Annotated in this window: 23 protein-coding genes and 1 tRNA gene; 12 read left to right on the top strand and 12 right to left on the bottom strand. The window is 64.6% G+C overall.

The genetic code is table 11. The features are described 5' to 3' along the window. Nucleotides 1-78 precede the first annotated feature (78 nt). From DMX06_RS07250 to DMX06_RS07230, 5 genes are all read right to left on the bottom strand, one after another. On the bottom strand, nucleotides 79-1,020 hold the full coding sequence (locus DMX06_RS07250) for a ribose-phosphate pyrophosphokinase (RefSeq protein ID WP_016391678.1): 942 nt from the start codon (nucleotides 1,018-1,020) through the stop codon (nucleotides 79-81). A gap of 45 nt (nucleotides 1,021-1,065) precedes the next feature. Beyond that, nucleotides 1,066-1,140, bottom strand: a tRNA-Gln gene (locus tag DMX06_RS07245). A 20-nt stretch (nucleotides 1,141-1,160) separates the two neighbouring features. After that, nucleotides 1,161-2,021, bottom strand: coding sequence for a 4-(cytidine 5'-diphospho)-2-C-methyl-D-erythritol kinase (gene ispE, locus DMX06_RS07240; RefSeq protein ID WP_110735885.1), 861 nt, complete (start codon nucleotides 2,019-2,021; stop codon nucleotides 1,161-1,163). 4 nt (nucleotides 2,022-2,025) lie between these two features. Further along, nucleotides 2,026-2,643: a lipoprotein insertase outer membrane protein LolB gene (lolB, locus tag DMX06_RS07235; protein WP_110735884.1), complete on the bottom strand. Its 618-nt coding sequence runs from the start codon at nucleotides 2,641-2,643 to the stop codon at nucleotides 2,026-2,028. A gap of 3 nt (nucleotides 2,644-2,646) precedes the next feature. After that, entirely contained in the window at nucleotides 2,647-4,368 is a 1,722-nt protein-coding gene (locus DMX06_RS07230) for a tetratricopeptide repeat protein (RefSeq protein ID WP_110735883.1), read from the bottom strand. Nucleotides 4,369-4,625: 257 nt separating this feature from the next. On the opposite strand from DMX06_RS07230, the gene DMX06_RS26275 reads away from it, so the two are divergent. The 6 genes from DMX06_RS26275 (at nucleotide 4,626) to murI (ending at nucleotide 9,638) form a co-directional block, all read left to right on the top strand. Then, nucleotides 4,626-4,802 (top strand): hypothetical protein, encoded by a 177-nt coding sequence (locus tag DMX06_RS26275; protein ID WP_181427797.1) that lies wholly within the window; start codon nucleotides 4,626-4,628, stop codon nucleotides 4,800-4,802. A gap of 109 nt (nucleotides 4,803-4,911) precedes the next feature. After that, nucleotides 4,912-6,189, top strand: coding sequence for a glutamyl-tRNA reductase (hemA, locus tag DMX06_RS07225; protein ID WP_110735882.1), 1,278 nt, complete (start codon nucleotides 4,912-4,914; stop codon nucleotides 6,187-6,189). Further along, entirely contained in the window at nucleotides 6,186-7,268 is a 1,083-nt protein-coding gene (gene prfA / locus DMX06_RS07220) for a peptide chain release factor 1 (RefSeq protein ID WP_110735881.1), read from the top strand. The genes hemA and prfA overlap by 4 nt, the downstream gene beginning before the upstream one ends. Further along, a complete protein-coding gene (prmC, locus tag DMX06_RS07215) occupies nucleotides 7,269-8,099 on the top strand; it encodes a peptide chain release factor N(5)-glutamine methyltransferase (RefSeq protein WP_110735880.1) in 831 nt (276 codons plus the stop codon). After that, nucleotides 8,093-8,848 carry a molybdopterin-synthase adenylyltransferase MoeB gene (locus DMX06_RS07210; RefSeq protein ID WP_110735879.1) on the top strand — a complete coding sequence of 252 codons (756 nt, stop codon included), beginning with the start codon at nucleotides 8,093-8,095 and terminating at the stop codon, nucleotides 8,846-8,848. Before prmC ends, DMX06_RS07210 begins: the two co-directional genes overlap by 7 nt. Next, nucleotides 8,841-9,638 (top strand): glutamate racemase, encoded by a 798-nt coding sequence (gene murI / locus DMX06_RS07205; protein WP_110735878.1) that lies wholly within the window; start codon nucleotides 8,841-8,843, stop codon nucleotides 9,636-9,638. The genes DMX06_RS07210 and murI overlap by 8 nt, the downstream gene beginning before the upstream one ends. Before the next feature lie 9 nt (nucleotides 9,639-9,647). Here the strand turns inward: murI and DMX06_RS07200 are convergent, their stop codons facing one another. From DMX06_RS07200 to DMX06_RS07180, 5 genes are all read right to left on the bottom strand, one after another. Then, on the bottom strand, nucleotides 9,648-10,328 hold the full coding sequence (locus DMX06_RS07200; RefSeq protein ID WP_110735877.1) for an SDR family NAD(P)-dependent oxidoreductase: 681 nt from the start codon (nucleotides 10,326-10,328) through the stop codon (nucleotides 9,648-9,650). A 3-nt stretch (nucleotides 10,329-10,331) separates the two neighbouring features. Then, nucleotides 10,332-11,768 (bottom strand): deoxyribodipyrimidine photo-lyase, encoded by a 1,437-nt coding sequence (gene phrB / locus DMX06_RS07195; protein ID WP_110735876.1) that lies wholly within the window; start codon nucleotides 11,766-11,768, stop codon nucleotides 10,332-10,334. An 11-nt stretch (nucleotides 11,769-11,779) separates the two neighbouring features. Then, nucleotides 11,780-12,655, bottom strand: coding sequence for a MerR family transcriptional regulator (locus DMX06_RS07190; RefSeq protein ID WP_110735875.1), 876 nt, complete (start codon nucleotides 12,653-12,655; stop codon nucleotides 11,780-11,782). Beyond that, nucleotides 12,645-13,613 carry a DUF523 and DUF1722 domain-containing protein gene (locus tag DMX06_RS07185; protein WP_110735874.1) on the bottom strand — a complete coding sequence of 323 codons (969 nt, stop codon included), beginning with the start codon at nucleotides 13,611-13,613 and terminating at the stop codon, nucleotides 12,645-12,647. The genes DMX06_RS07190 and DMX06_RS07185 overlap by 11 nt, the downstream gene beginning before the upstream one ends. 106 nt (nucleotides 13,614-13,719) lie before the next feature. Then, the gene (locus DMX06_RS07180; RefSeq protein ID WP_110735873.1) at nucleotides 13,720-14,706 is read right to left on the bottom strand and encodes an NAD(P)/FAD-dependent oxidoreductase; all 987 of its coding nucleotides are present in this window, start codon (nucleotides 14,704-14,706) and stop codon (nucleotides 13,720-13,722) included. Between the two features lie 186 nt (nucleotides 14,707-14,892). Here DMX06_RS07180 and DMX06_RS07175 point away from each other — a divergent pair, with 186 nt between their 5' ends. Further along, on the top strand, nucleotides 14,893-15,798 hold the full coding sequence (locus tag DMX06_RS07175; protein WP_110735872.1) for a TIGR01777 family oxidoreductase: 906 nt from the start codon (nucleotides 14,893-14,895) through the stop codon (nucleotides 15,796-15,798). Nucleotides 15,799-15,811: 13 nt separating this feature from the next. Continuing rightward, the gene (hemH, locus tag DMX06_RS07170; protein ID WP_110735871.1) at nucleotides 15,812-16,825 is read left to right on the top strand and encodes a ferrochelatase; all 1,014 of its coding nucleotides are present in this window, start codon (nucleotides 15,812-15,814) and stop codon (nucleotides 16,823-16,825) included. A 114-nt stretch (nucleotides 16,826-16,939) separates the two neighbouring features. On the opposite strand, the gene DMX06_RS07165 is transcribed toward hemH, so the two are convergent. After that, nucleotides 16,940-18,214: a uracil-xanthine permease family protein gene (locus DMX06_RS07165; RefSeq protein ID WP_110735870.1), complete on the bottom strand. Its 1,275-nt coding sequence runs from the start codon at nucleotides 18,212-18,214 to the stop codon at nucleotides 16,940-16,942. A 2-nt stretch (nucleotides 18,215-18,216) separates the two neighbouring features. Further along, nucleotides 18,217-18,855 (bottom strand): uracil phosphoribosyltransferase, encoded by a 639-nt coding sequence (gene upp, locus DMX06_RS07160; protein WP_028691132.1) that lies wholly within the window; start codon nucleotides 18,853-18,855, stop codon nucleotides 18,217-18,219. 165 nt (nucleotides 18,856-19,020) lie between these two features. Here upp and DMX06_RS07155 point away from each other — a divergent pair, with 165 nt between their 5' ends. The 4 genes from DMX06_RS07155 to DMX06_RS07140 all read left to right on the top strand — a co-directional run bounded on the left by DMX06_RS07155 (nucleotide 19,021) and on the right by DMX06_RS07140 (nucleotide 20,983). After that, nucleotides 19,021-19,578 (top strand): hypoxanthine-guanine phosphoribosyltransferase, encoded by a 558-nt coding sequence (locus DMX06_RS07155; protein ID WP_110735869.1) that lies wholly within the window; start codon nucleotides 19,021-19,023, stop codon nucleotides 19,576-19,578. Between the two features lie 2 nt (nucleotides 19,579-19,580). Beyond that, entirely contained in the window at nucleotides 19,581-20,054 is a 474-nt protein-coding gene (locus DMX06_RS07150; RefSeq protein ID WP_110735868.1) for a WbuC family cupin fold metalloprotein, read from the top strand. 97 nt (nucleotides 20,055-20,151) lie between these two features. Further along, nucleotides 20,152-20,622, top strand: coding sequence for a hypothetical protein (locus DMX06_RS07145; protein ID WP_110735867.1), 471 nt, complete (start codon nucleotides 20,152-20,154; stop codon nucleotides 20,620-20,622). A gap of 70 nt (nucleotides 20,623-20,692) precedes the next feature. Next, nucleotides 20,693-20,983 (top strand): PA4642 family protein, encoded by a 291-nt coding sequence (locus DMX06_RS07140; protein WP_110703080.1) that lies wholly within the window; start codon nucleotides 20,693-20,695, stop codon nucleotides 20,981-20,983. Nucleotide 20,984: the final 1 nt, after the last annotated feature.

Raw genomic sequence — 20,984 nt, 5'->3', positions numbered from 1 at the left:
CCAGACGGGGATGGCAAAAAAGCCCCGCCCCAACAACCAGTGTTGGGGCGGGGCGCTTTTCGTCAGCGAGTGTTCCGCTTAGCGGAACATCGCGCTGATCGATTCTTCGTTGCTGATGCGGCGTACCGCTTCAGCGACAACCGGTGCGATATCCAGCTGGCGGATACGGTCACAGGCTTGAGCAGCGGCGGACAGCGGCACGGTGTTGGTCACCACCAGCTCGTCCAGTACCGACTTCTCGATGTTCTCGATCGCGCGGCCCGACAGGACAGGGTGCGTGCAATAGGCGTAGACCTTGGCGGCACCGTGTTCTTTCAGGGCCTTGGCCGCGTGGCACAGGGTGCCGGCGGTGTCGACCATGTCGTCTACCAGGATGCAGGTGCGTCCCTCGACGTCGCCGATGATGTGCATAACCTCGGAGTGGTTAGCCTTTTCGCGGCGCTTGTCGATGATCCCGAGATCGACGCCCAGGGACTTGGCGACGGCGCGAGCACGCACCACACCACCGATGTCCGGGGAAACGATCATCAGGTTCTCGAAACGCTGGTCTTCGATGTCGTCGACCAGTACGGGCGAGCCGTAGATGTTGTCGACGGGGATATCGAAGAAACCCTGGATCTGGTCAGCGTGCAGGTCGACGGTGAGTACACGGTCGATACCCACGACAGTGAGCATGTCAGCGACGACTTTGGCGCTGATGGCTACACGTGCCGAACGCGGACGGCGGTCCTGGCGGGCGTATCCGAAGTAGGGAATCACGGCGGTGATTCGCGACGCTGAGGAGCGGCGGAAGGCATCTGCCATCACGACCAGTTCCATCAGATTGTCGTTGGTTGGAGCACAGGTGGGCTGAATGATGAAGACGTCCTTACCGCGGACATTTTCATTGATTTCAGCACTGATTTCGCCGTCGGAGAATTTACCGACAGAAACATCACCCAGTGGAATATGCAGCTGACGTACGACACGCCGAGCCAGATCGGGGTTGGCATTCCCCGTGAAGACCATCATCTTGGACACGCGCAGTACCTGAAGGCTGAGGGTAACCTGGATGAGTATAAGAAATGGCAGGGGCGGCTGGATTCGAACCAACGCATGGCAGGATCAAAACCTGCTGCCTTACCGCTTGGCGACGCCCCTGTATCTGTTGCTGCGAATTCTTATGAACTCGACTTCTTGATCAGAACTTGCAGCTTGCGATGCAACATCGAAACATTGCTTCCTTTCGCCACAAACCCTGTTTGGGTCTCTGAAAGAAGGGCCAGAACTTTATCAGCTTCGGCTTTGCTTGGGAAGGCCCCAAACACACAACTTCCAGTTCCGGTCATTCGGGCTTCGGTGAATTTACCCAGTGAAATCAGCGCATTGCGAACTTCAGGATACCGTTGCTCTACTACCGGTTGGCAGTCATTTCGACTGTTTCCCTCGGGAACGGGGCGCATCTTAAGGGGGAGGGAATCACGTGTCAACTCCGGATGCGAAAAAATTTCCGCTGTGCTGACAGACACTTGCGGCACCAGCACGACATACCAGGGTTCCTCGGGGTCGACCGGGGTCAGCTGTTCGCCGACACCCTGGGCGAAGGCCGCGTGGCCGCGGACGAACACCGGCACATCGGCGCCGAGCGACAGGCCCAGGGTCGCCAGGCGGTCTTCGTCCCAGTCCAGCTGCCAGAGGTGCGCGAGCGCCAGCAGGGTGGTGGCAGCGTCCGAGCTGCCGCCGCCGATGCCGCCGCCCATGGGCAGCACCTTGTGCAGCCAGATGTCGGCGCCGAGCGGGGTGGCGGATTGTGCCTGCAGCAGACGCGCGGCGCGGACGATCAGGTTGCTGTCGTGGGGCACGCCTTCAATTTCGGTCTGCAGGCGGATTTGGCCGTCCTCGCGCAGGGTGAAGCTCAGCTCGTCGCCGTGCTCGAGAAACTGGAACACGGTTTCCAGCTCGTGGTAGCCGTCGGCGCGGCGGCCGGTGATGTGCAGCCAGAGGTTGAGCTTGGCCGGGGCGGGCAGGGTCAGCTTGTGCATTGTCTCAGTGCCCCAGCTGGCGTGGCTGCCAGTCCTTGACCACCAGGGTCACGTCGATGTTCTCGCCGTGCAGCTTGAGGCGCTCGGGCAGCCAGTAGCCGTTTTGCTCCACATAGCTCAGGTACTCGACCTGCCAGCCATCCTGGTGAAGGCTGGCCAGGCGGCTGTCGCCGTCGAGGGTCAGCTGGCTCTTGCTGTCCGGGGCGGGCAGGCCGCGCACCCACCAGACCAGGTGCGACACCGGCAGGCGCCAGCCCAGTTGCTCTTCCAGCAGCGCCTCGGGGTTGACGGCCTCGTAGCGGCCCTGGTTGGCGACTTCCAGTACCACGCCACCGGGGCGCCCGGTCAGGCGCGCCGCGCCGCGGCCCAGGGGGCCGGCCAGGCGGATGTCGTAGTAGTCCTGACGTTGCAGCCAGAACAGGGTGCCGCTGCCGGAGTCGCGCGGGGCGCGGATACCGACCTTGCCGTTGATCTGCCAGCCGTCGAGGCTGCCCAGTTGCTGCTTGTGCTCGCGCCACAGCTGCGGGTTGCCCTGGCCCTGTACGGCTTCCTTGCTGCCGAAGCCGGCGCAACCGGCGAGCAGGGCGATGAGGGTGAAGGTGATGCAATGACGCAGGAACATGGTTTAAAGGCTCTCGGATCCGGTCAGGCGCAGCAGGGTCTTGCGCAGGATGGGGCTGTCGGCCTGGGCTTCGAAGCCCTTGGCCCAGACTTGGCGGGCTTCGCGGCGCTTGCCGTTGGCCCAGAGGACTTCGCCCAGGTGGGCGGCGACTTCGTGGTCGGGGAAGCGCTCGAAGGCCTGGCGCAGCTGGCGTTCGGCTTCCTCGAGGTTGCCCATGCGATAGGCCACCCAGCCCAGGCTGTCGAGCACCGCCGGGTCGTCCGGGGTGAGCTGGTGGGCCTTGTCGATCAGTGCCTTGGCTTCGCTGTAGCGGGTGGTGCGGTCGGCCAAGGTGTAGCCCAGGGCGTTGAGGGCCATGGCGTTTTCCGGCTCGCGGGCGAGGATGGCGCGCAGGTCTTTCTCCATCTGCGCCAGGTCGTTGCGCTTCTCGGCGAGCATGGCGCGGGTGTAGAGCAGGTTGAGGTCGTCCGGGTAGCGCTTGATCGCCTGCTCCAGTACCTGGGCGGCCTGGGCCTCCTTGCCGTTGTTGCCCAGGCTTTCGGCTTCGATCAGGTACAGCTGGATGGCGTAGTCCGGCTGGGCCTCACGGGCTTCGGCGAGTATCCGCGAGGCTTCGGCGCTGCGGCCGTTGGCAATGAGGATATCGGCCTGGCGCAGTTGCGCCGGCAGGTAGTCCGGGCCGGGGCCAACCAGGGCGTATTCGCGCAGGGCTGCGGCCGGCTGGCTGCGCTCTTCGCGGATGCGACCCAGGTTGAGGTGGGCGGCGTCGACGTTGGCGTCACGCTCGACCAGCTCCTGCAGGTAGCCTTCGGCTTCGTCCCAGTGCTTGGTTTCCAGGCATACCAGGGCCAGCGAGTAGCGGATCTCGTCGTCTTCGGGGTATTGCTGCAGCAGGCTCTCGAACTCGGCCTTGGCGTCGTTGATGCGGTCCTGCTCGACCAGGGTACGGGCGTAGGTCAGGCGCAGGCGCTTGTCCTCGGGATTGTCGCGGATCGCCCCACGCAGCAGCGGCAGTGCCTCGGGGCCGCGGTCCAGGGCCTGCAACAGGCGGGCGCGCAGCAGCACCGGGGCGATCTCGCCGTTCTGCGGCGGGTGGGCCTCAAGCAGGTCGAGGGCCTGTTGCGGCTTGTCGTCCTGGTTAAGCAACAGGGCCTTGCCGAACACCAGCTGGCCATTGTCGGGGTATTTCACCAGCAGGCGGTCGAAGCTCTGCATCAGGCCGTCGCGGGTGCTCTGGTCGGTCTCGGCGGCCGCCAGGGCAAGGAAATCGAAGTGGGTGTCGCCCTGGCCCTGCAGCACCTTTTCCATATAGGTCATGGAGTCGTCGTAGCGTCCGGAGCGGGCCAGCTGGATGGCCGCGGCACGCTGGGCGTCGAGGTTCTGCGGGTCGTTGCGGGCCCAGATCAGCGCGGTGTCCAGGGCTGGTTCGTCGGCTCCGAGGTATTCGGCGATGCGATAGGCACGCTCGGAGACGGCCGGATCCTGGGTCTTCTCGGCCTGGTCGACGTAGTTGGCCAGGGCGATGTCGAAGCGGTTACGCTGGCCGGCCAGCTCCGCCACCAGCAGGCTGTACAGGGTTTCCTGCTTGAACGATCCGTACACCACGGGCTTTTCCGCGCTCTTGCCGGCGTCGACGGCGGGCGACTGGGCGTCCGTCTTCGGGGCCAGGCTCTGGCAGCCTTGAAGCAGGGCGAGGGCAAGCAGCAATGCGTAGGATTTGTTCATAGAGGCTTATAAAGGGGCTAAACCGGCGGTCGGAGCATGATGACACAAGCGCGATGGCAAACCCACCTGCGAAGGTCGTGGTGTGAAGCGGTGCTTCGGAGTATAGGGACAATGAGCCGGAGCGGTGGTTCGCAACCACTCATGGCATCCTGCCCTTGCCCTTGCCCTTGCCCTTGCCCTTGCCCTTGCCCTTGCCCTTGCCCTTGCCGTTGTTTTTGCTTTTGCTTCTAAGCGCGCGGTAGTTCAGGCAACGCCAATTGCGACTTCAGGAGGCCGAGCGCAGGTCTTCTGAAGTCGCGAAGGTACGGGCGGCGCCTGGACTGGCGCAGCTGTCGCTAGCGGGGTATGGCGCTAGACTCCTGATCGGCAACGGCAACGGCAACGGCAACGGCAACGGCAACGGCAACGGCAACGGCAACGGCAGGGAAGGGTGATGGTGCGGGGCGATAGGCATGCCGCATCGCCACAATAGCGAACGGTGGTTGTTCTAAAACCTGCGAAGTAGGACAATTATCGGCTTCACGTCCCAACCAGCGACCTTGCATGGCCTTTCTTGCACTTGGTATCAACCATAAGACTGCCTCGGTAGACGTACGCGAGCGCGTGGCGTTTACGCCCGAGCAACTGGTCGATGCCCTGCAGCAGCTCTGCCGACTGACCGCCAGCCGCGAGGCGGCGATCCTGTCCACCTGCAACCGCAGCGAACTGTATATAGAGCAGGACCACCTTGCCGCCGACGCCGTGCTGCAATGGCTGGCCGACTACCACCAACTGAGCCTCGACGAACTGCGCGCCAGCGCTTATGTCCACGAGGAACACGACGCGGTCCGGCACATGATGCGCGTGGCCTCCGGCCTCGATTCGCTGGTGCTCGGCGAGCCGCAGATCCTCGGCCAGATGAAGTCGGCCTACGCCGTGGCCCGCGAGGCCGGCACCGTCGGGCCGCTGCTCGGGCGCCTGTTCCAGGCCACCTTCAGCGCCGCCAAGCAGGTGCGTACCGATACCGCCATCGGCGAGAACCCGGTCTCGGTGGCGTTTGCCGCGGTCAGTCTGGCCAGGCAGATCTTCTCCGACCTGGGCCGCAGCCAGGCGCTGCTGATCGGTGCCGGCGAGACCATTACCCTGGTCGCCCGTCACCTGCATGAGCAGGGTGTGCGCCGTATCGTCGTGGCCAACCGCACCCTCGAGCGCGCAAGCATCCTTGCCGAGCAGTTTGGCGCCCACGCCGTGCTGCTCTCGGACATTCCGCAGGAACTGGCCAACAGCGACATCGTCATCAGTTCCACCGCCAGCCAGCTGCCGATTCTCGGCAAGGGCGCGGTGGAGAGCGCGCTGAAGCAGCGCCGGCACAAGCCGATCTTCATGGTCGACATCGCCGTGCCGCGTGACATCGAGCCGCAGGTGGGCGAGTTGGACGACGTCTACCTCTATACCGTCGACGACCTGCATGACGTGGTCGCGGAAAACCTCAAGAGCCGCCAGGGCGCGGCCCAGGCCGCCGAGGAGCTGGTCTCGGCCGGCGCCGACGACTTCATGGCGCGCCTGCGCGAGCTGGCGGCGGTGGACGTGCTCAAGGCCTACCGCCAGCAGAGCGAGCGCCTGCGTGACGAAGAACTGCAAAAGGCCCAGCGCCTGCTGGCCAATGGCGGCAACCCCGAGGACGTGCTCATGCAACTGGCCCGGGGCCTGACCAACAAGCTCCTGCACGCCCCTAGCGTGCAACTGAAAAAGCTCTCCGCCGAAGGCCGCCTCGATGCGCTGGCCATGGCCCAGGAACTCTTCGCCCTCCACGAGGGCTCGACGGACAAAACCCCGCAATGAAAGCGTCGCTGCTGAACAAACTGGACACGCTCCAGGATCGCTTCGAGGAACTCACCGCGCTGCTTGGTGACGCCGAAGTCATTTCCGACCAGACGCGCTTTCGCGCCTACTCTCGCGAGTACGCCGAAGTCGAGCCTGTGATCGCCTGCTATCAAGGCTGGCGCAAGGTCCAGGACGACCTAGAGGGCGCCCAGGCGCTGCTCAAGGACGCCGACCCCGACCTGCGCGAGATGGCGGTCGAGGAAGTGCGTGAAGCGAAAGAGCAGTTGGTGGGCCTGGAGTCGCAACTGCAGCGCATGCTGCTGCCCAAGGACCCCAACGACGGGCGCAACGTGTTCCTGGAAATCCGCGCCGGCACTGGTGGCGACGAGGCGGCGATCTTCTCCGGCGATCTGTTCCGCATGTACTCGCGCTATGCCGAGAAACGCGGCTGGCGCCTGGAGATCCTTTCTGAAAACGAAGGCGAGCACGGCGGCTACAAGGAGATCATCGCCCGGGTTGAAGGCGACAGCGTCTACGGCAAGCTGAAGTTTGAGTCCGGCGCCCACCGCGTGCAGCGCGTGCCCGAGACCGAATCCCAGGGCCGTATCCACACCTCGGCCTGCACCGTCGCGGTACTGCCCGAGCCCGACGAGCAGGTAGCCATCGAGATCAACCCCGCCGACCTGCGAGTGGACACCTACCGCGCATCCGGCGCCGGTGGCCAGCACGTCAACAAGACCGACTCGGCCATCCGCATCACCCACTTGCCCACCGGCATCGTGGTCGAGTGCCAGGAAGAACGTTCGCAGCACAAGAACCGCGCCCGGGCCATGTCCTGGCTGTCGGCCAAGCTCAACGACATGCAGACCAGCGCCGCGCAGAACGCCATCGCCAGCGAGCGCAAGCTGCTGGTCGGCTCGGGCGACCGCTCCGAGCGCATCCGCACCTACAACTATCCACAGGGCCGGGTCACCGACCACCGCATCAACCTGACGCTCTACTCGCTCGACGATATCCTCGCCGGTGGCGTGGACGCAGTGATCGAGCCGTTGCTGGCCGAATACCAGGCCGATCAACTGGCCGCCCTGGGGGACTGAATGACCATCATCGCCAGCCTGCTGCGCAACGCGCAGCTGCCGGATTCGCCGACCGAGCGGCTGGACGCCGAGCTGCTCCTGGCCGCCGCCCTGGGCAAGTCGCGCAGCTACCTGCACACCTGGCCGGAGCGTATCGTCAGCAGTGAGGCGGCCGAGCTGTTCGCCGGCTATCTTGAGCGCCGTCGTGCCGGTGAGCCGGTGGCCTACATTCTGGGCCAGCAGGGCTTCTGGAAGCTCGACCTGGAAGTGGCGCCGCATACGCTGATCCCGCGCCCGGACACCGAGCTGCTGGTGGAAGCGGCGCTTGAGTTGGTCCCAGCCAAGCCGGCCCGTGTGCTGGATCTGGGCACCGGTACAGGGGCCATTGCCCTGGCGCTGGCCAGCGAGTGCCCGGCCTGGCAGGTGACCGCGGTGGACCGTATCGAAGAGGCCGTGGCGCTGGCCGAGCGCAATCGCCAGCGCCACGGCCTGGGTAACGTCCAGGTGCGTGCCAGCCACTGGTATGACGCCCTCGATGGCGAGCGCTTCGACTTGATTCTCAGCAACCCCCCCTACATCCGCGCCGCCGACCCGCACCTGGTGGCCGGCGATGTGCGCTTCGAACCCAGTAGCGCCCTGGTGGCTGGTGAGGACGGGCTGGACGACCTGCGCGTTATCGTCGCCCAGGCCCCGCAATACCTGCTGCCTGGCGGTTGGCTGCTGCTTGAGCATGGTTACGATCAGGCGCCCGCAGTGCGTGAGCTGCTGATCGCCGGCGGTTTCATCGACGTGGCCAGCCGCGTCGACTTGGGCGGCCATGAACGCATCAGCCTGGGGCGCCTGCCATGCTGAGTGATCAGGAGCTGCTGCGCTACAGCCGCCAGATCCTGCTGTCGCAGGTGGACATCGACGGCCAGCTGCGCCTGAAGCACGGCAAGGTCCTGGTGATCGGCCTGGGCGGCCTGGGTTCGCCAGTGGCGTTGTACCTGGCCGCAGCCGGCGTTGGCGAGCTGCACCTGGCCGACTTCGACACGGTCGACCTGACCAACCTGCAGCGCCAGGTGATACACGACAGCGACAGCGTCGGTATGAGCAAGGTCGATTCGGCCATCAAGCGTTTGCGGGCGATCAACCCGGAAATCGGCCTGTTCGCCCATCGCCAGGCGCTGGACGAGGATTCGCTGGTCGCCGCGGTGGCGGCGGTCGATGTGGTGCTCGACTGCTCCGACAACTTCGGCACCCGCGAGGCGGTCAATGCCGCCTGCGTGGCTGCGGGCAAGCCGTTGGTCAGCGGCGCGGCGATCCGCCTCGAGGGGCAGTTGTCGGTGTTCGATACCCGCCGCGACACCAGTCCCTGCTACCACTGCCTGTATGGCCATGGCAGCGAGGCCGAGCTGACCTGCAGCGAAGCCGGGGTGATCGGTCCGCTGGTGGGGCTGGTCGGCAGCCTGCAGGCACTGGAAGCGCTGAAATTGCTAGCCGGTTTCGGCGAGCCGCTGATTGGCCGCCTGCTGTTGATTGATGCCCTGAGCACCCGCATGCGCGAGCTGCGGGTCAAGCGCGACCCGGCCTGCACCGTGTGTGCCAGTCGCCATGGCTGAGCGCTCGGCGCCGGTGGGCGTGATGGATTCCGGGGTCGGCGGTTTGTCGGTGCTGGCTGAAATCCAGCGCCTGCTGCCCAACGAGTCTTTGCTCTACCTGGCCGACAGCGGCCATGTGCCCTACGGCGAGAAGTCCCCGGACTACATCCGCCAGCGCCTGCGGCTGATCGCGGGGTTCTTCCACGAGCAGGGCGCCAAGGCGTTGGTCCTGGCCTGCAACACGGCCACAGTGGCGGCGGTGGCCGACCTGCGCGAACTCTACCCGGACTGGCCATTGGTAGGCATGGAACCAGCGGTCAAGCCGGCGGCTGCGGCGACCCGCTCCGGCGTGGTCGGCGTGCTGGCTACCACCGGCACCCTGCAGAGCGCCAAATTCGCCGCGTTGCTCGACCGTTTCGCCAACGATGTGCGGGTAATCACCCAGCCTTGCCCTGGGCTGGTCGAGCGTATCGAGACGGGGGACCTGGTCAGCGAGCAATTGCGCCAGTTACTGTCGGGCTATGTGAAGCCATTGCTGGCGGCCGGTTGCGACACCCTGATCCTCGGCTGCACCCACTATCCGTTCCTGCGGCCCATGCTGGCCGAGATGGTGCCGGCAGATGTGGCGATCATCGACACCGGTGCTGCGGTGGCGCGACAACTGCAACGATTGCTGGACGCTCGCGGGCTACTCGGCGAAGGGCCGGCGCAGGCGACGGCGTTCTGGAGCAGTGGCGAGCCAGATAGCTTGCAGCAGGTGCTGCCGCTGTTGTGGAGCCAGTCCGGCAGCGTGCAGCGCTTCCTGCCTTGAAATGCGCGGTCAGCTGTTCTCTGGCAGCGGCCAAAGTTCGCTAGGGTCGAGCACTTCGAGCACCAGATCGGGTTGGCGCTGATCCAGGCGTGCCAGCAACTCATGCGCTGCGCTTTGCGCCGTCCAGGGCTGCGGAATGGCCTGCACCGAGCTCACCGGGTTTTTCAGCGATTGAGGCGCTACCACGGTCAGGTCGATGCCCAGCGCGTGCAAGGCGTTGCGTTGCTCGCTCAACCACTTCGGCAGGCTGTTGCCGCCACTGAGCGGCTGGTTCGGCTCGAACAGTTGCAACGCCGAGTAGCGGCTGAGGATGGCCATGACCTGCGGTTTCTCGCCCTTGGCCAGCAGTGGCAGAGCGCCGGCCAGGCACTCTTGCGTGGCTAGCAGGTTGCTGCTGATGATCTGCTCGAACACCTCCCCATCCCCTAAAGCGTCTGGCAGGTAGTCGCAGGTGCCGGCGTTGATGATCAGGCTGTCGAGTGCGCCCCACTTCGCCAGAAGCCGTTGGTTGGCTTGCGACAAGGGGGCGGGAAGGCGCAACAGGCGTGCGCCGTGCTGTTGACCCAGTGAGTCCAATTCCTGGCTATCCCTGCCACTGGCGGCAACCTGATGCCCCGATGCGAGCAACTGTCCAACCAATGCCAGCCCAACTCCGTGGCTGGCTCCTGTGACCCAGAAACGACGTGTCATGTGTTATGCCCTATGATCCTGCCAGTTGGACAAACCTCTGAAGGCTTCCAGTGCCCTTTGGCGACTGCTATCGATATCGACTATTGGGCTCAAGTAACAATTAGTAGCAAATAGATCCATGGATTTCACCGGCTGATGGATCGATCGATCATCTTTTCCTTCCAGTTCAGGCAACCAATGACGGATGAAGGTTCCCTTGGGGTCGAAACGCTGCGATTGGGTAACGGGGTTGAAAATGCGGAAATAGGGCACCGCATCGGTCCCCGTCGAGGCGCTCCACTGCCAACCACCGTTGTTGGCGGCCAGGTCACCGTCTATCAGGTGACGCATGAAATGTCGTTCGCCGTGTCGCCAGTCGATCAACAGGTTCTTGCTGAGGAACATGGCGACGATCATACGCAGGCGGTTGTGCATCCAGCCGGTGTGCAGCAGCTGGCGCATGGCGGCATCGATGAGGGGGAAGCCGGTGCGGCCTTCCTTCCAGGCCTGCAGGTCGGTGGGGGCCTCGCGCCAGGGCAATGCTTCTGTCTGCGGGCGGAAGGCGCGGTGCCGGGAGACGCGGGGGTAGCCCACCAGGGTGTGCTTGTAGAACTCGCGCCACAGCAACTCGTTGACCCAGGTCTGCACGCCGACGCTGCCGCTGTCGAACTCGCCCCGGTTGCTGGCCAGTGCCGCGTGCAGGCACTGGCGCGGCGAGATCACGCCGGCGGCGAGGTAGGGGGACAGCTGGCTGGTGCCGGCCTTGGCGGGCAGGTCGCGCAGTTGTGCATAGTCATCGATGGTTTCGTCGACGAAGTGCTGTAGCCGCCGCCTGCCTTCATCCTCGCCTGCCGGCCAGTGTTGGCGCAGGGTTTCGGATGGGGGTTCGAAGCCTTCGATCTGCTCGGGGATGGCGTCGCTGTGGATCCCGAGGGCTTGCTGGCGCTCCACTGAATGAACAAGGGGTGGAAGGCTGCGGTGCAGGTGCTCCAGGCAGACCCGCTTGAACTGGCTGAATACCTGGAAGTACTGACCAGTGCGGGTCAGTACGCTGCCGGGTCTGAACAGCAGCTGGTCGAGGTGGCCGGTGGCGGTGATCCCAGCTTGCAGCAGCGCTTCATGGGTTGCCTTGTCCCGCCGGGCCTCGTTGATACCGTACTCGTCGTTCCAGTGCACGGCCTCGATGCCATGCTGGCGACAGACCTCCATCACGCAGGCCGGGATTTCATCCCAGGTATCGCTGGTGCGAATCAGCAGCGGAATGTTCAGTGCCTCCAGCGACTGTTGCAGCAGCCGCAGGTTGCGCAGCCAGAAATCGACCTTGCACGGTGCGTCGTCGTGGGCTTGCCACTGGCCGGGGCTGGCGATCCAGAGAGCCAAGGTCGGGCCACCTTGGCAGGCGGCCGCGAGGGCGGTGTTGTCGTCGATGCGCAGGTCGCTGCGCAGCCAGATCAGTTGCATGGGTTGCAGGCTCAAGGTCGGGGTCGCTGAAGGCAGCGCAAGGCAGTTTGCGGGCTGTCGAACAGGTGCAGGTCAGGCAGTGACAGTGCGTGCAATTCCGTCTCATGGAGACTGACTGTGCCACCACCCAGGAGTTTCATTGTGTTGACGTCCTGCAGTGCGCGGCCCAGTACGGCGAGGTCGGGGCGGCGACCGAGGTGCAGCAGCAGCGCTTGTGGCTGCAACTGTTCCACGGCCAGGCGCAGTTGGCGGGGTTCGACCGACCATTCTAGGATCTCCAGAGGGTAGCCGTTGCTGCTCAGCAGCCAGGCGCAGAGCCAGAACTCCGGGTTGAAGGGCGCATCGTCGGTGCGGGCAAGCAGCACGCAGGGGCCTGCGAGCGAGTGGCTATCGTGATAGACCCGTGCTCCCAGCTTGCTGCGCAACCAACCCTGAAAGAACACTTGTTCCAGTCGAGCGTCGAAATGGGACTGCCAGCGCTGTTCAAGAGCTTCGAGCAGCGGCAGCAGCAGGTGTTCGCAGACGGTCACGGCGGGGTAGAGGGCCATCACCTGGTTGATCAGCAGGTCCAGCGGGCGTTGGGCAAGGCGGGCGATGGCCGCGATCAGCTGTTCGATGCGTTCGCCCCATTCCCCCTGGATCGGCGTTGTGGTGTGCGCGGCATTGTCCAGCAGTTCGCGCACCTGGCTCACCGCGGCGCCACGCTCCAGCCAGCGCAGCACGGCCTGGACCCGCTGCACCTGGTCCTGAGGATAAAGGCGATGGCCCTTGGCCGTGCGCTGCGGCTTGATCAGGCCGTAACGGCGTTCCCAGGCGCGCAGGGTGACCGGGTTTACGCCGGTCAGGCGGGCCACTTCGCCGATGGGCAGCAATGGGTCAGATGGCATTGCGTAGCCCGAGGTCTTCCGGATGGGGTTGCAGGTAGGCCTGTTGCAGCAGGTAGGGATCCGGATGACGGCGCAGGTGGTGCTTGAGCAGGGTCAAGGGTACGACCAGGGGCACCACACCTTTCTGGTATTGGCCGATGAGCTGCTGCAACTCGGCCTTGTCCGCCTGGCCCAGGTCGTTGCGCAGGTAGCCGCTCAGGTGCTGCAGCACGTTGCCGTGGGTGCCGCGGCTGGCGCAGCGGCGCAGGGCCTGCATCAACTGGCTGAAGTAGCGCGGGCCGAGCTGCGCCGGGTCATCGTCGCGGCTCATGCTGCCGAGAAGGCGGCCGAGGCTGCGATACGCCTGGGGATTGTGCGCCATCAGCAGGTACTTGTAGCGTGCATGGAAGCGGATCAGCGCACCGCGGCTCAGGCCCTGGCGCATCAGTTGGCACCAGTCGGCATAGGCGTAGACGCGGGCGATGAAGTTTTCCCGCAGCACCGGATCGTGCAGGCGGCCTTCCTCCTCGACCGGCAGGTCCGGGCGTCGCTCGCAAAATGCCGCAGCGTAGGCGCCCCGGCCCCCCTGGTGGGCCGGGTGGCCGTCCTCCTGGTAGACCTTGACCCGTTCGAGGCCGCAGGACGGTGACTTTTGCATGAAGATGTAGCCGCAGATATCGTCGAGTTCATCGGCCATCTGGGCGCCATAGGCACGCAGTGGGCCGGCAAAATCGGTGGCGCTGTTGCGCGTGCCGGTGACGGCGGGGTGCTCCGGGTCGCCCACCAGGCGGATGGGTTCACGGGGCGTGCCCAGGCCGATGGCGACCTCGGGGCACAGGGGGACCCAGTCGAAATGCTTGTCGAGCAGCTCGAGACAGAGGCTGGAGGCTTTGTGGCCGGCGTTGTAGCGCACATTGAGGCCGGTCAGGCAGGCGCTGATGGCCAGGCGTGGCTTGCCGCTGGGCGGGGAAGCGTTCATCGCGGACTCCGGAATGACTTGTACAGGCTGCAGGTTTTGTACAAGTCTATTCCAGCACAGATGAAAACTTATACAAGTATAATTTTTTGTATAAGTTTCCCGTCGACTATTCCAGATGCTCCAACAGGCGCCGGGCAGCTTCCTGGCCACTGAGCCAGGCCCCTTCGACCCGACCGGACAGGCACCAGTCGCCACAGGCATACAGGCCCAGGTCGGCATCGGCCAGCGTGCCCCACTCGTGATTGATGGCAGGGCGGGCGTATAGCCAGCGGTGGGCAAGGGCAAAGGTCGGTGCGGGGACGACGCAGCCGACCAGTTCGGCAAATTCTCCCCAGAGCTGTTCGATCACTTCTTCCTTGGGCAGGTCGATGTGCTGTTTGCTCCAGTTGGAGGTGGCATGCAGCACCCAGGTGTCTAGTTTCTCGTCGCGACCCGGCTTGCTGCGGTTGCGGGCGAGCCAGTCGAGCGGGTTGTCCTGCACGAAGCAGCCTTGCATGGGTGTTTCCAGCGGTGTCTGGAAGCCCAGGGCAATGGCCCAGGTCGGTTCCATCTGTACCCCGGCGGCCACTGCCGCAAGCTTGGGCGCGGCGGCCAGTAACGGCGTGGCCTGGGGCGCCGGCACGGCGATCACCACCTGGCTGAACGGCCCATGGCTGCAACCTTCGGTGTCCTGCAGGTGCCAGTACTGCTTGCCGCGGAACACTTCGGTGATGCGGCAGCCGAAGTTCACCGTGACGTCCTTGAGCAGGCCGCGGGTGATGGCGCTCATGCGTGGCACGCCGACCCAGCGGGTCTGTTCGTCGGGGGAGGGGGTCAGTGCGCCATCGCGGTAGTTGTACAGCTGCGGTTTCCACTGGGCGGCCCAGCCGTTCTCCACCCAGTGCTGGACCTGCTCGACAAAGCGCCGGTCGCGGGCGGTGAAGTACTGGGCGCCGAGGTCCAGGGCGCCAGCGTCGCTGCGCTTGCTGGCCATGCGTCCGCCGCTGCCGTGGCCCTTGTCGAACAGATGAACAGTCTGCCCGGCCTTTTGCAGGGCCTGGGCGGCGGACAAGCCGGCGATTCCGGCGCCGATGATGGCAATAGGTACTGTCATGATGGCCTCTTCGAACCTAGCTATACGCAGCCTACGCTGCCAGGCAAACCTGTACAATGCACAATGTTTGTATAAGGTTATTCCGCTCGATAGGCAGGTTGGCCTATGTTTATCCGAGAGCGTTCGGTCAAAAAAGTGCCTTGATCTTAAAAATAGACCACGGCCGCCCAGTGTGAGGACACAGCCATGCATATATTGCTGACCGGCGGTACCGGCCTGATCGGCCAACACCTTTGCCAGTTGTGGCGCCAGCAAGGGCATCGCCTGACGGTCTGGAGCCGGCGCCCCGAACAGGTGGCGAAAATCTGCGGCAGCGGCGTGCGGGGCGTGGCCCGGCTGGAAGACATTGCCGATGACGACGACGTAGACGCGGTGGTCAACCTGGCCGGCGCGCCGATCGCCGATCGGCCCTGGACCGCGGCGCGACGCAACCTGCTCTGGGCCAGCCGGGTGACCCTCACCGAACAGTTGCTGGCCTGGCTGGAGCACCGCGAGCGACGCCCGCAGGTGTTGATCTCCGGCTCGGCGGTGGGCTGGTACGGCGACGGGGGCGAGCGCGAACTCACCGAGGCTTCGCAACCGGTGAAGGAAGACTTCGCCAGTCAGCTGTGCATTGCCTGGGAGGAAACCGCCCAGCGCGCCCAGGCCCTGGGTATTCGCGTGGTGCTGGTGCGCACGGGCCTGGTGCTGGCCGCCGATGGCGGCTTTTTGTCGCGCCTGCGCCTGCCATACAAGCTGGGCCTGGGCGGGCCGCTGGGCAATGGTCGGCAGTGGATGCCCTGGGTGCATATCGACGACCAAATCGGCCTGATTGATTTTCTCTTGCAGCACAGCGAAGCCAGCGGTCCCTATAATGCCTGCGCGCCGGAGCCGGTGCGCAACCGCGAGTTCGCCAAGCGCCTGGGCCGCACGTTGCATCGCCCGGCGTTCATGCCGATGCCGGCGCTGTTGCTCAAGGCCGGGCTCGGCGAGTTGTCAACGCTGCTGCTCGGTGGCCAGCGCGCGCGCCCGGTACGCCTGCTGGCGGCGGGCTTCACGTTCCGTTTCAACGATCTGCAATCGGCCCTGGACAACCTGTCCAGTCGCCTCTGACATAGGACGCTGCATGAACGATCACGCCCTGCTGCTGGTCAACCTGGGTTCGCCGGCCTCCACCTCGGTGGCTGACGTGCGCCGTTACCTCAACCAGTTCCTCATGGACCCGTACGTGATCGATCTGCCCTGGCCGGTGCGCCGGTTGCTGGTGTCGCTGATCCTGATCAAGCGTCCCGAGCAGTCAGCCCATGCCTACGCCTCGATCTGGTGGGACGAGGGCTCGCCGCTGGTGGTGCTGACCCGCCGTCTGCAGCAGGCGATGACGGCCCATTGGCCCCATGGGCCGGTGGAGATCGCCATGCGCTACGGACAACCGGCGCTGCCGGAGGTCCTGGAGCGCCTGGCCGCGCAAGGCGTTCGCAAGGTGACGTTGGCGCCGCTTTATCCACAATTCGCCGACAGCACCGTGACCACGGTCGTGGAGTTGGCGAAGCAGACCATTGCCGAGCGCAAGCTGCCCTTGCAGACCCGCATTCTGCAGCCGTTCTACGACCACCCGGAGTACATCGATGCCCTGGTCGCCAGTGCCCGCCCGTACCTGGAACAGGATTACGATCACCTGCTGCTGAGCTTCCATGGTTTGCCCGAGCGGCACCTGAAAAAGCTCGACCCCACCGGCAACCACGACTTCCAGGCCGCCGACTGTTGCAAGGACGCCAGCGCCGAGATGCGTGCGGTGTGCTATCGCGGTCAGTGCCTGGCCACGGCCAGGGCGTTCGCGCAGAAGATGGGTATTGCCGACGGCAAGTGGTCGGTATCGTTCCAGTCGCGCCTGGGCCGGGCCAAGTGGATCGAGCCCTACACCGAGACGCGCCTGGACGAGCTGGGCAAGGCGGGGGTGAAGAAGCTGCTGGTGATGTGCCCGGCGTTCGTCGCCGATTGCATCGAAACGCTGGAGGAGATTGGCGATCGGGGCAAGGAGCAGTTCATCGAGGCGGGAGGGAAGGAGCTGGTGCTGGTGCCGTGCCTGAATGATCACCCGGAGTGGGTGAGGGTGTTGGCGGGGATGTGCGAGAAGGCTTGAGGCCTGGGTTGACCAGGCCGGCCTCTTCGCGGGTAAACCCGCTCCCACAGGTTCGGTGAGAGTCCTGTGGGAGCGGGTTTACCCGCGAAGAGGCCAGGTCAGTCTAGCGCCGGATCAAGGCAACTGATCATCCAGCTTCTTGTTCTTCCAGCCATCGTTGCCCGGCAGGATCAGGTTCAGGGCAATCGCCACCACGGCGCACAGGGCGATGCCCTTCAGGCCCCAGTCGTCCGGGCCGTCGCCGCTGCCGATCAGCACGCCGCCGATACCGAATACCAGGGTCACCGAAACGATCACCAGGTTGCGCGCCTCGGCCAGGTCGATCTTGTGGCGGATCATGGTGTTCATGCCCACCGCCGCGATTGAGCCGAACAGCAAGCAGAGAATGCCGCCCATCACCGGTACCGGAATGCTTTGCAGCAGCGCGCCGAACTTGCCGATGAAGGCCAGGGTGATGGCGAACACCGCCGCCCAGGTCATGATCTTCGGGTTGTAGTTCTTGGTCAGCATCACCGCGCCGGTCACTTCGGCGTAGGTGGTATTGGGCGGGCCGCCGAACAGGCCGGCGGCGGTGGTGGCCAGGCCGTCACCCAGCAGCGTGCGGTGCAGGCCGGGCTTTTTCAGGTAGTCACGGCCGGTCACGCTGCCTACCGCAATCACCCCGCCGATGTGTTCGATCGCCGGGGCCAGGGCCACGGGCACGATGAACAGAATGGCCTGCCAGTTGAAGGCTGGCGCGGTGAAGTTGGGCAGTTCCAGCCAGGGGGCCGCGGCGATCTTGGCGGTGTCGACGACGCCGAAGGCGAACGACAGGCCGAAGCCCACCAGCACACCGGCAATGATCGGTACCAGACGGAAGATGCCCTTGCCGAATACAGCCACGATCAGCGTGGTCAACAGTGCCGGCATGGAGATCAGCATGGCGGTCTTGTACGGCATCAGCGCAGCACCGTCACCACCCTTGCCCATCGCCATGTTGGCGGCGATCGGCGCCATGGCCAGGCCGATGGAGATGATCACCGGGCCGATCACCACCGGCGGCAGCATGCGGTCGATGAAACCGGTGCCCTTGATCTTCACCATCAGGCCCATGAAGGTGTACACGAAGCCTGCAGCCATTACGCCGCCCATGGTCTCGGCCAGGCCGAACTGGCCCTTGGCGAGGATGATCGGAGTGATGAAGGCGAAGCTCGAGGCCAGGAAAACCGGGACCTGACGGCCCGTGACCAGCTGGAACAGCAGGGTGCCGATGCCGGCGGTGAACAGCGCCACGTTCGGATCGAGGCCGGTGATCAGCGGCATCAGCACCAGCGCGCCAAATGCCACGAAGAGCATCTGCGCGCCCGAGACGACCTGGCGCCAGAGCGGGTCGTTGAAGCCGTCCTGCATGATCAGGCGTCCTTCTGCTTGGTGCCGAAGATCTTGTCGCCGGCATCACCCAGGCCTGGGACGATGTAGCCGTGTTCGTTCAGGCGCTGGTCGATCGACGCGGTGTAGATCTGCACATCCGGGTGGGCTTTCTCCACCACGGCGATGCCTTCGGGCGCCGCGACCAGGACCATGGCGCGGATTTCCTTGCAGCCGGCCTTTTTCAGCAGGTCGATGGTGGCGACCATCGAGCCGCCGGTGGCCAGCATCGGGTCGATGATCAGGGCCAGGCGCTGGTTGATGTCCGGCGCGAGTTTCTCGAGGTAGGTGTGGGCCTCGAGGGTTTCCTCGTTGCGGGCAACGCCCACGGCACTCACCTTGGCCCCGGGGACCAGGCTGAGCACGCCGTCGAGCATGCCGATGCCGGCGCGCAGGATCGGCACGACGGTGATCTTCTTGCCGGCGATCTTCTCGACTTGCACCTTGCCGCACCAGCCGTCGATCTCGTAGGTTTCGAGCGGCAGGTCCTGGGTGGCTTCATAGGTCAGTAGTGCACCGACTTCCTGGGCGAGTTCGCGAAAATTCTTGGTGCTGATATCGGCACGGCGCATCAGGCCGAGCTTGTGGCGGATCAGCGGATGGCGGATCTCACGAGTAGGCATAGGGGGAGGGCTCCGGGAGGCGGGCAAAAAAACCGCGCTAGATTAATCTATTCAGTCCTTGATGTCGTGCAGTCATTGTGCACGTTAGTCCATAAAGGCTTGATCTGGGACGAGCGGATGCGTACCTTTGCCCGCTTTTCCAAAACGCACCCCCTGGAGAGCGCCATGTCCGCCGATCTCGAGCATATCCGTCAAGTGATGCACGAGGCTGATTGCCTGTACAACGAAGCCGAGGTCGAGGCCGCCATCGCCGAGGTCGGCAAACAGATCTGCAAGGACCTGCACGACAAGAACCCGGTGGTCTTCTGCGTGATGAACGGCGGCCTGATCTTCTCCGGCAAGCTGCTCACCCACCTGCAGTTCCCGCTGGAAGCTTCGTACCTGCATGCCACCCGCTACCGCAACACCACCAGCGGCGGCGAGCTGTTCTGGAAGGCCAAGCCGGAAGTGTCGTTCATCGACCGCGACGTGCTGATCGTCGACGACATCCTCGACGAGGGCCACACCCTCAGCGCCATCATCGAGTTCTGCAAGCACGCCGGCGCCCGCGCGGTGCACACCGCCGTGCTGATCGACAAGGACCACGACCGCAAGGCCAGCCCGGACCTGAAGGCCACCTACACCGGCCTGCCGTGCATCGACCGTTACATCTTCGGCTATGGCATGGACTACAAGGGCTACTGGCGCAACGCCAACGGTATCTTCGCGGTCAAGGGGTTGTGATCATGCGCCAGCCCGCGTTCCTCGATCAGTCGTTGTTCGTTGGGCTGGCACAGAAGGCCAGCGAAAGCCCGCGTGGGCGTCAGCACCACAACTTCCACCAGATGGAAGAGCCCTGCCACCGCATGGCGGTGGGGTTGCAGCCGCACACCTATATCCCGCCGCACCGGCACCTGAGTGATGACAAGGCCGAGGTCCTGATCGTGCTCAAGGGGCGCCTGGGGCTGTTGGTTTTCGACGATCAGGGTGATGTGATCGACAAGCGTGTATTGCTGGCGGGTGGCGAGTGCCTGGGTGTCGACCTGGCGCCTGGCACTTACCACGGGCTGGTGGTGCTCGAAGCGGACAGCGTGATGTTCGAGTGCAAGGCCGGGCCATACCGGCCGGTGGGCGAGGGAGAACACGCTCACTGGGCGCCGCGTGAAGGTGAGGCGGGCGTTGCCGAGTATCATGCCTGGATGCGCGCGCAGTTCGATTGAGCCTGCTCCTTCATCGTGGGGGCGGCGGTTCGCCGCTGCGACTTGCCCCGCGACAGGGCTCATGCGTAGAGTGCCTGCTCTTGCCAAGGAGCCTCACATGCGTGCGATCGTCCCCCTCCTGCTGGCGGTAAGCCTGCCACTCTCGGCCGCCCCGCTGCACAGCCAGTTTCTCCCGCCCGACGACCTCGCCCTGCGCCAGGAAGCACCGGCCAGCCAGCAGTTGCTGCAGGTCACCGACTACACCGTGGTGGTGGGCACCCAGCGCCAGTCCGACCAGCAACCGATTCCGATCACTTCGTCCTTGCAGATGCGCCTGAAGGGCAAGCCATTGAGCAAGGGCTCGACCATCGGCCAGGTGTTGCTCAACTTCGATGGCGAGGGTGGCAAGAGCCTGAAAAAGCCTGTCTACGACGACAAGAGCCGGACCCTGACCCTCAACTACCCGATGGCCGACTACCGGGTGATCATGGACTTGCTGCGCAACGAAACCCTGTACGTGCAGTTCCTCACCTACGCCAATGGCCATATCTGGGCCGACCTGCACACCGGTACCGTACGTACGCGTTGAGGGCCGCAGGTTTGGGGGGGTAAACTGCCGGCATTCGAAAATGCCCGTGATGGCCCAGTTGGAGTCGGCGATGCGTAAAGACAAGAAACAAGTGATTGGTGACGAGATCAGCGACGAGTACATCAAGACGTTCCTGCAGTTCGAGCCGGCCGATGGCCTGACCTCGCCGTCCCATCACAAGCTGATCAAGGGTTACCGCGGCCTGCGCGTCGATGATTTCGAGCGCTATGTGGGCTTCTTTGTCGCGGCGGGCTACGACCTCGATGGCAAGGACGAGCATGGCAAGACCTTCGTCGAGGCGATCGCCGACCAGCGCAATGCGCCGGAGTACATCGAGATCATCGACAACGCCCGAGTTTGAT

Origin of the sequence: Pseudomonas mosselii, assembly GCF_003205295.1 — a bacterium.
Lineage (GTDB): Bacteria > Pseudomonadota > Gammaproteobacteria > Pseudomonadales > Pseudomonadaceae > Aquipseudomonas > Aquipseudomonas mosselii_B.
Note: the sequence above shows the minus strand (reverse complement) of the source record. Positions and strands in the feature narration are given on the sequence as shown.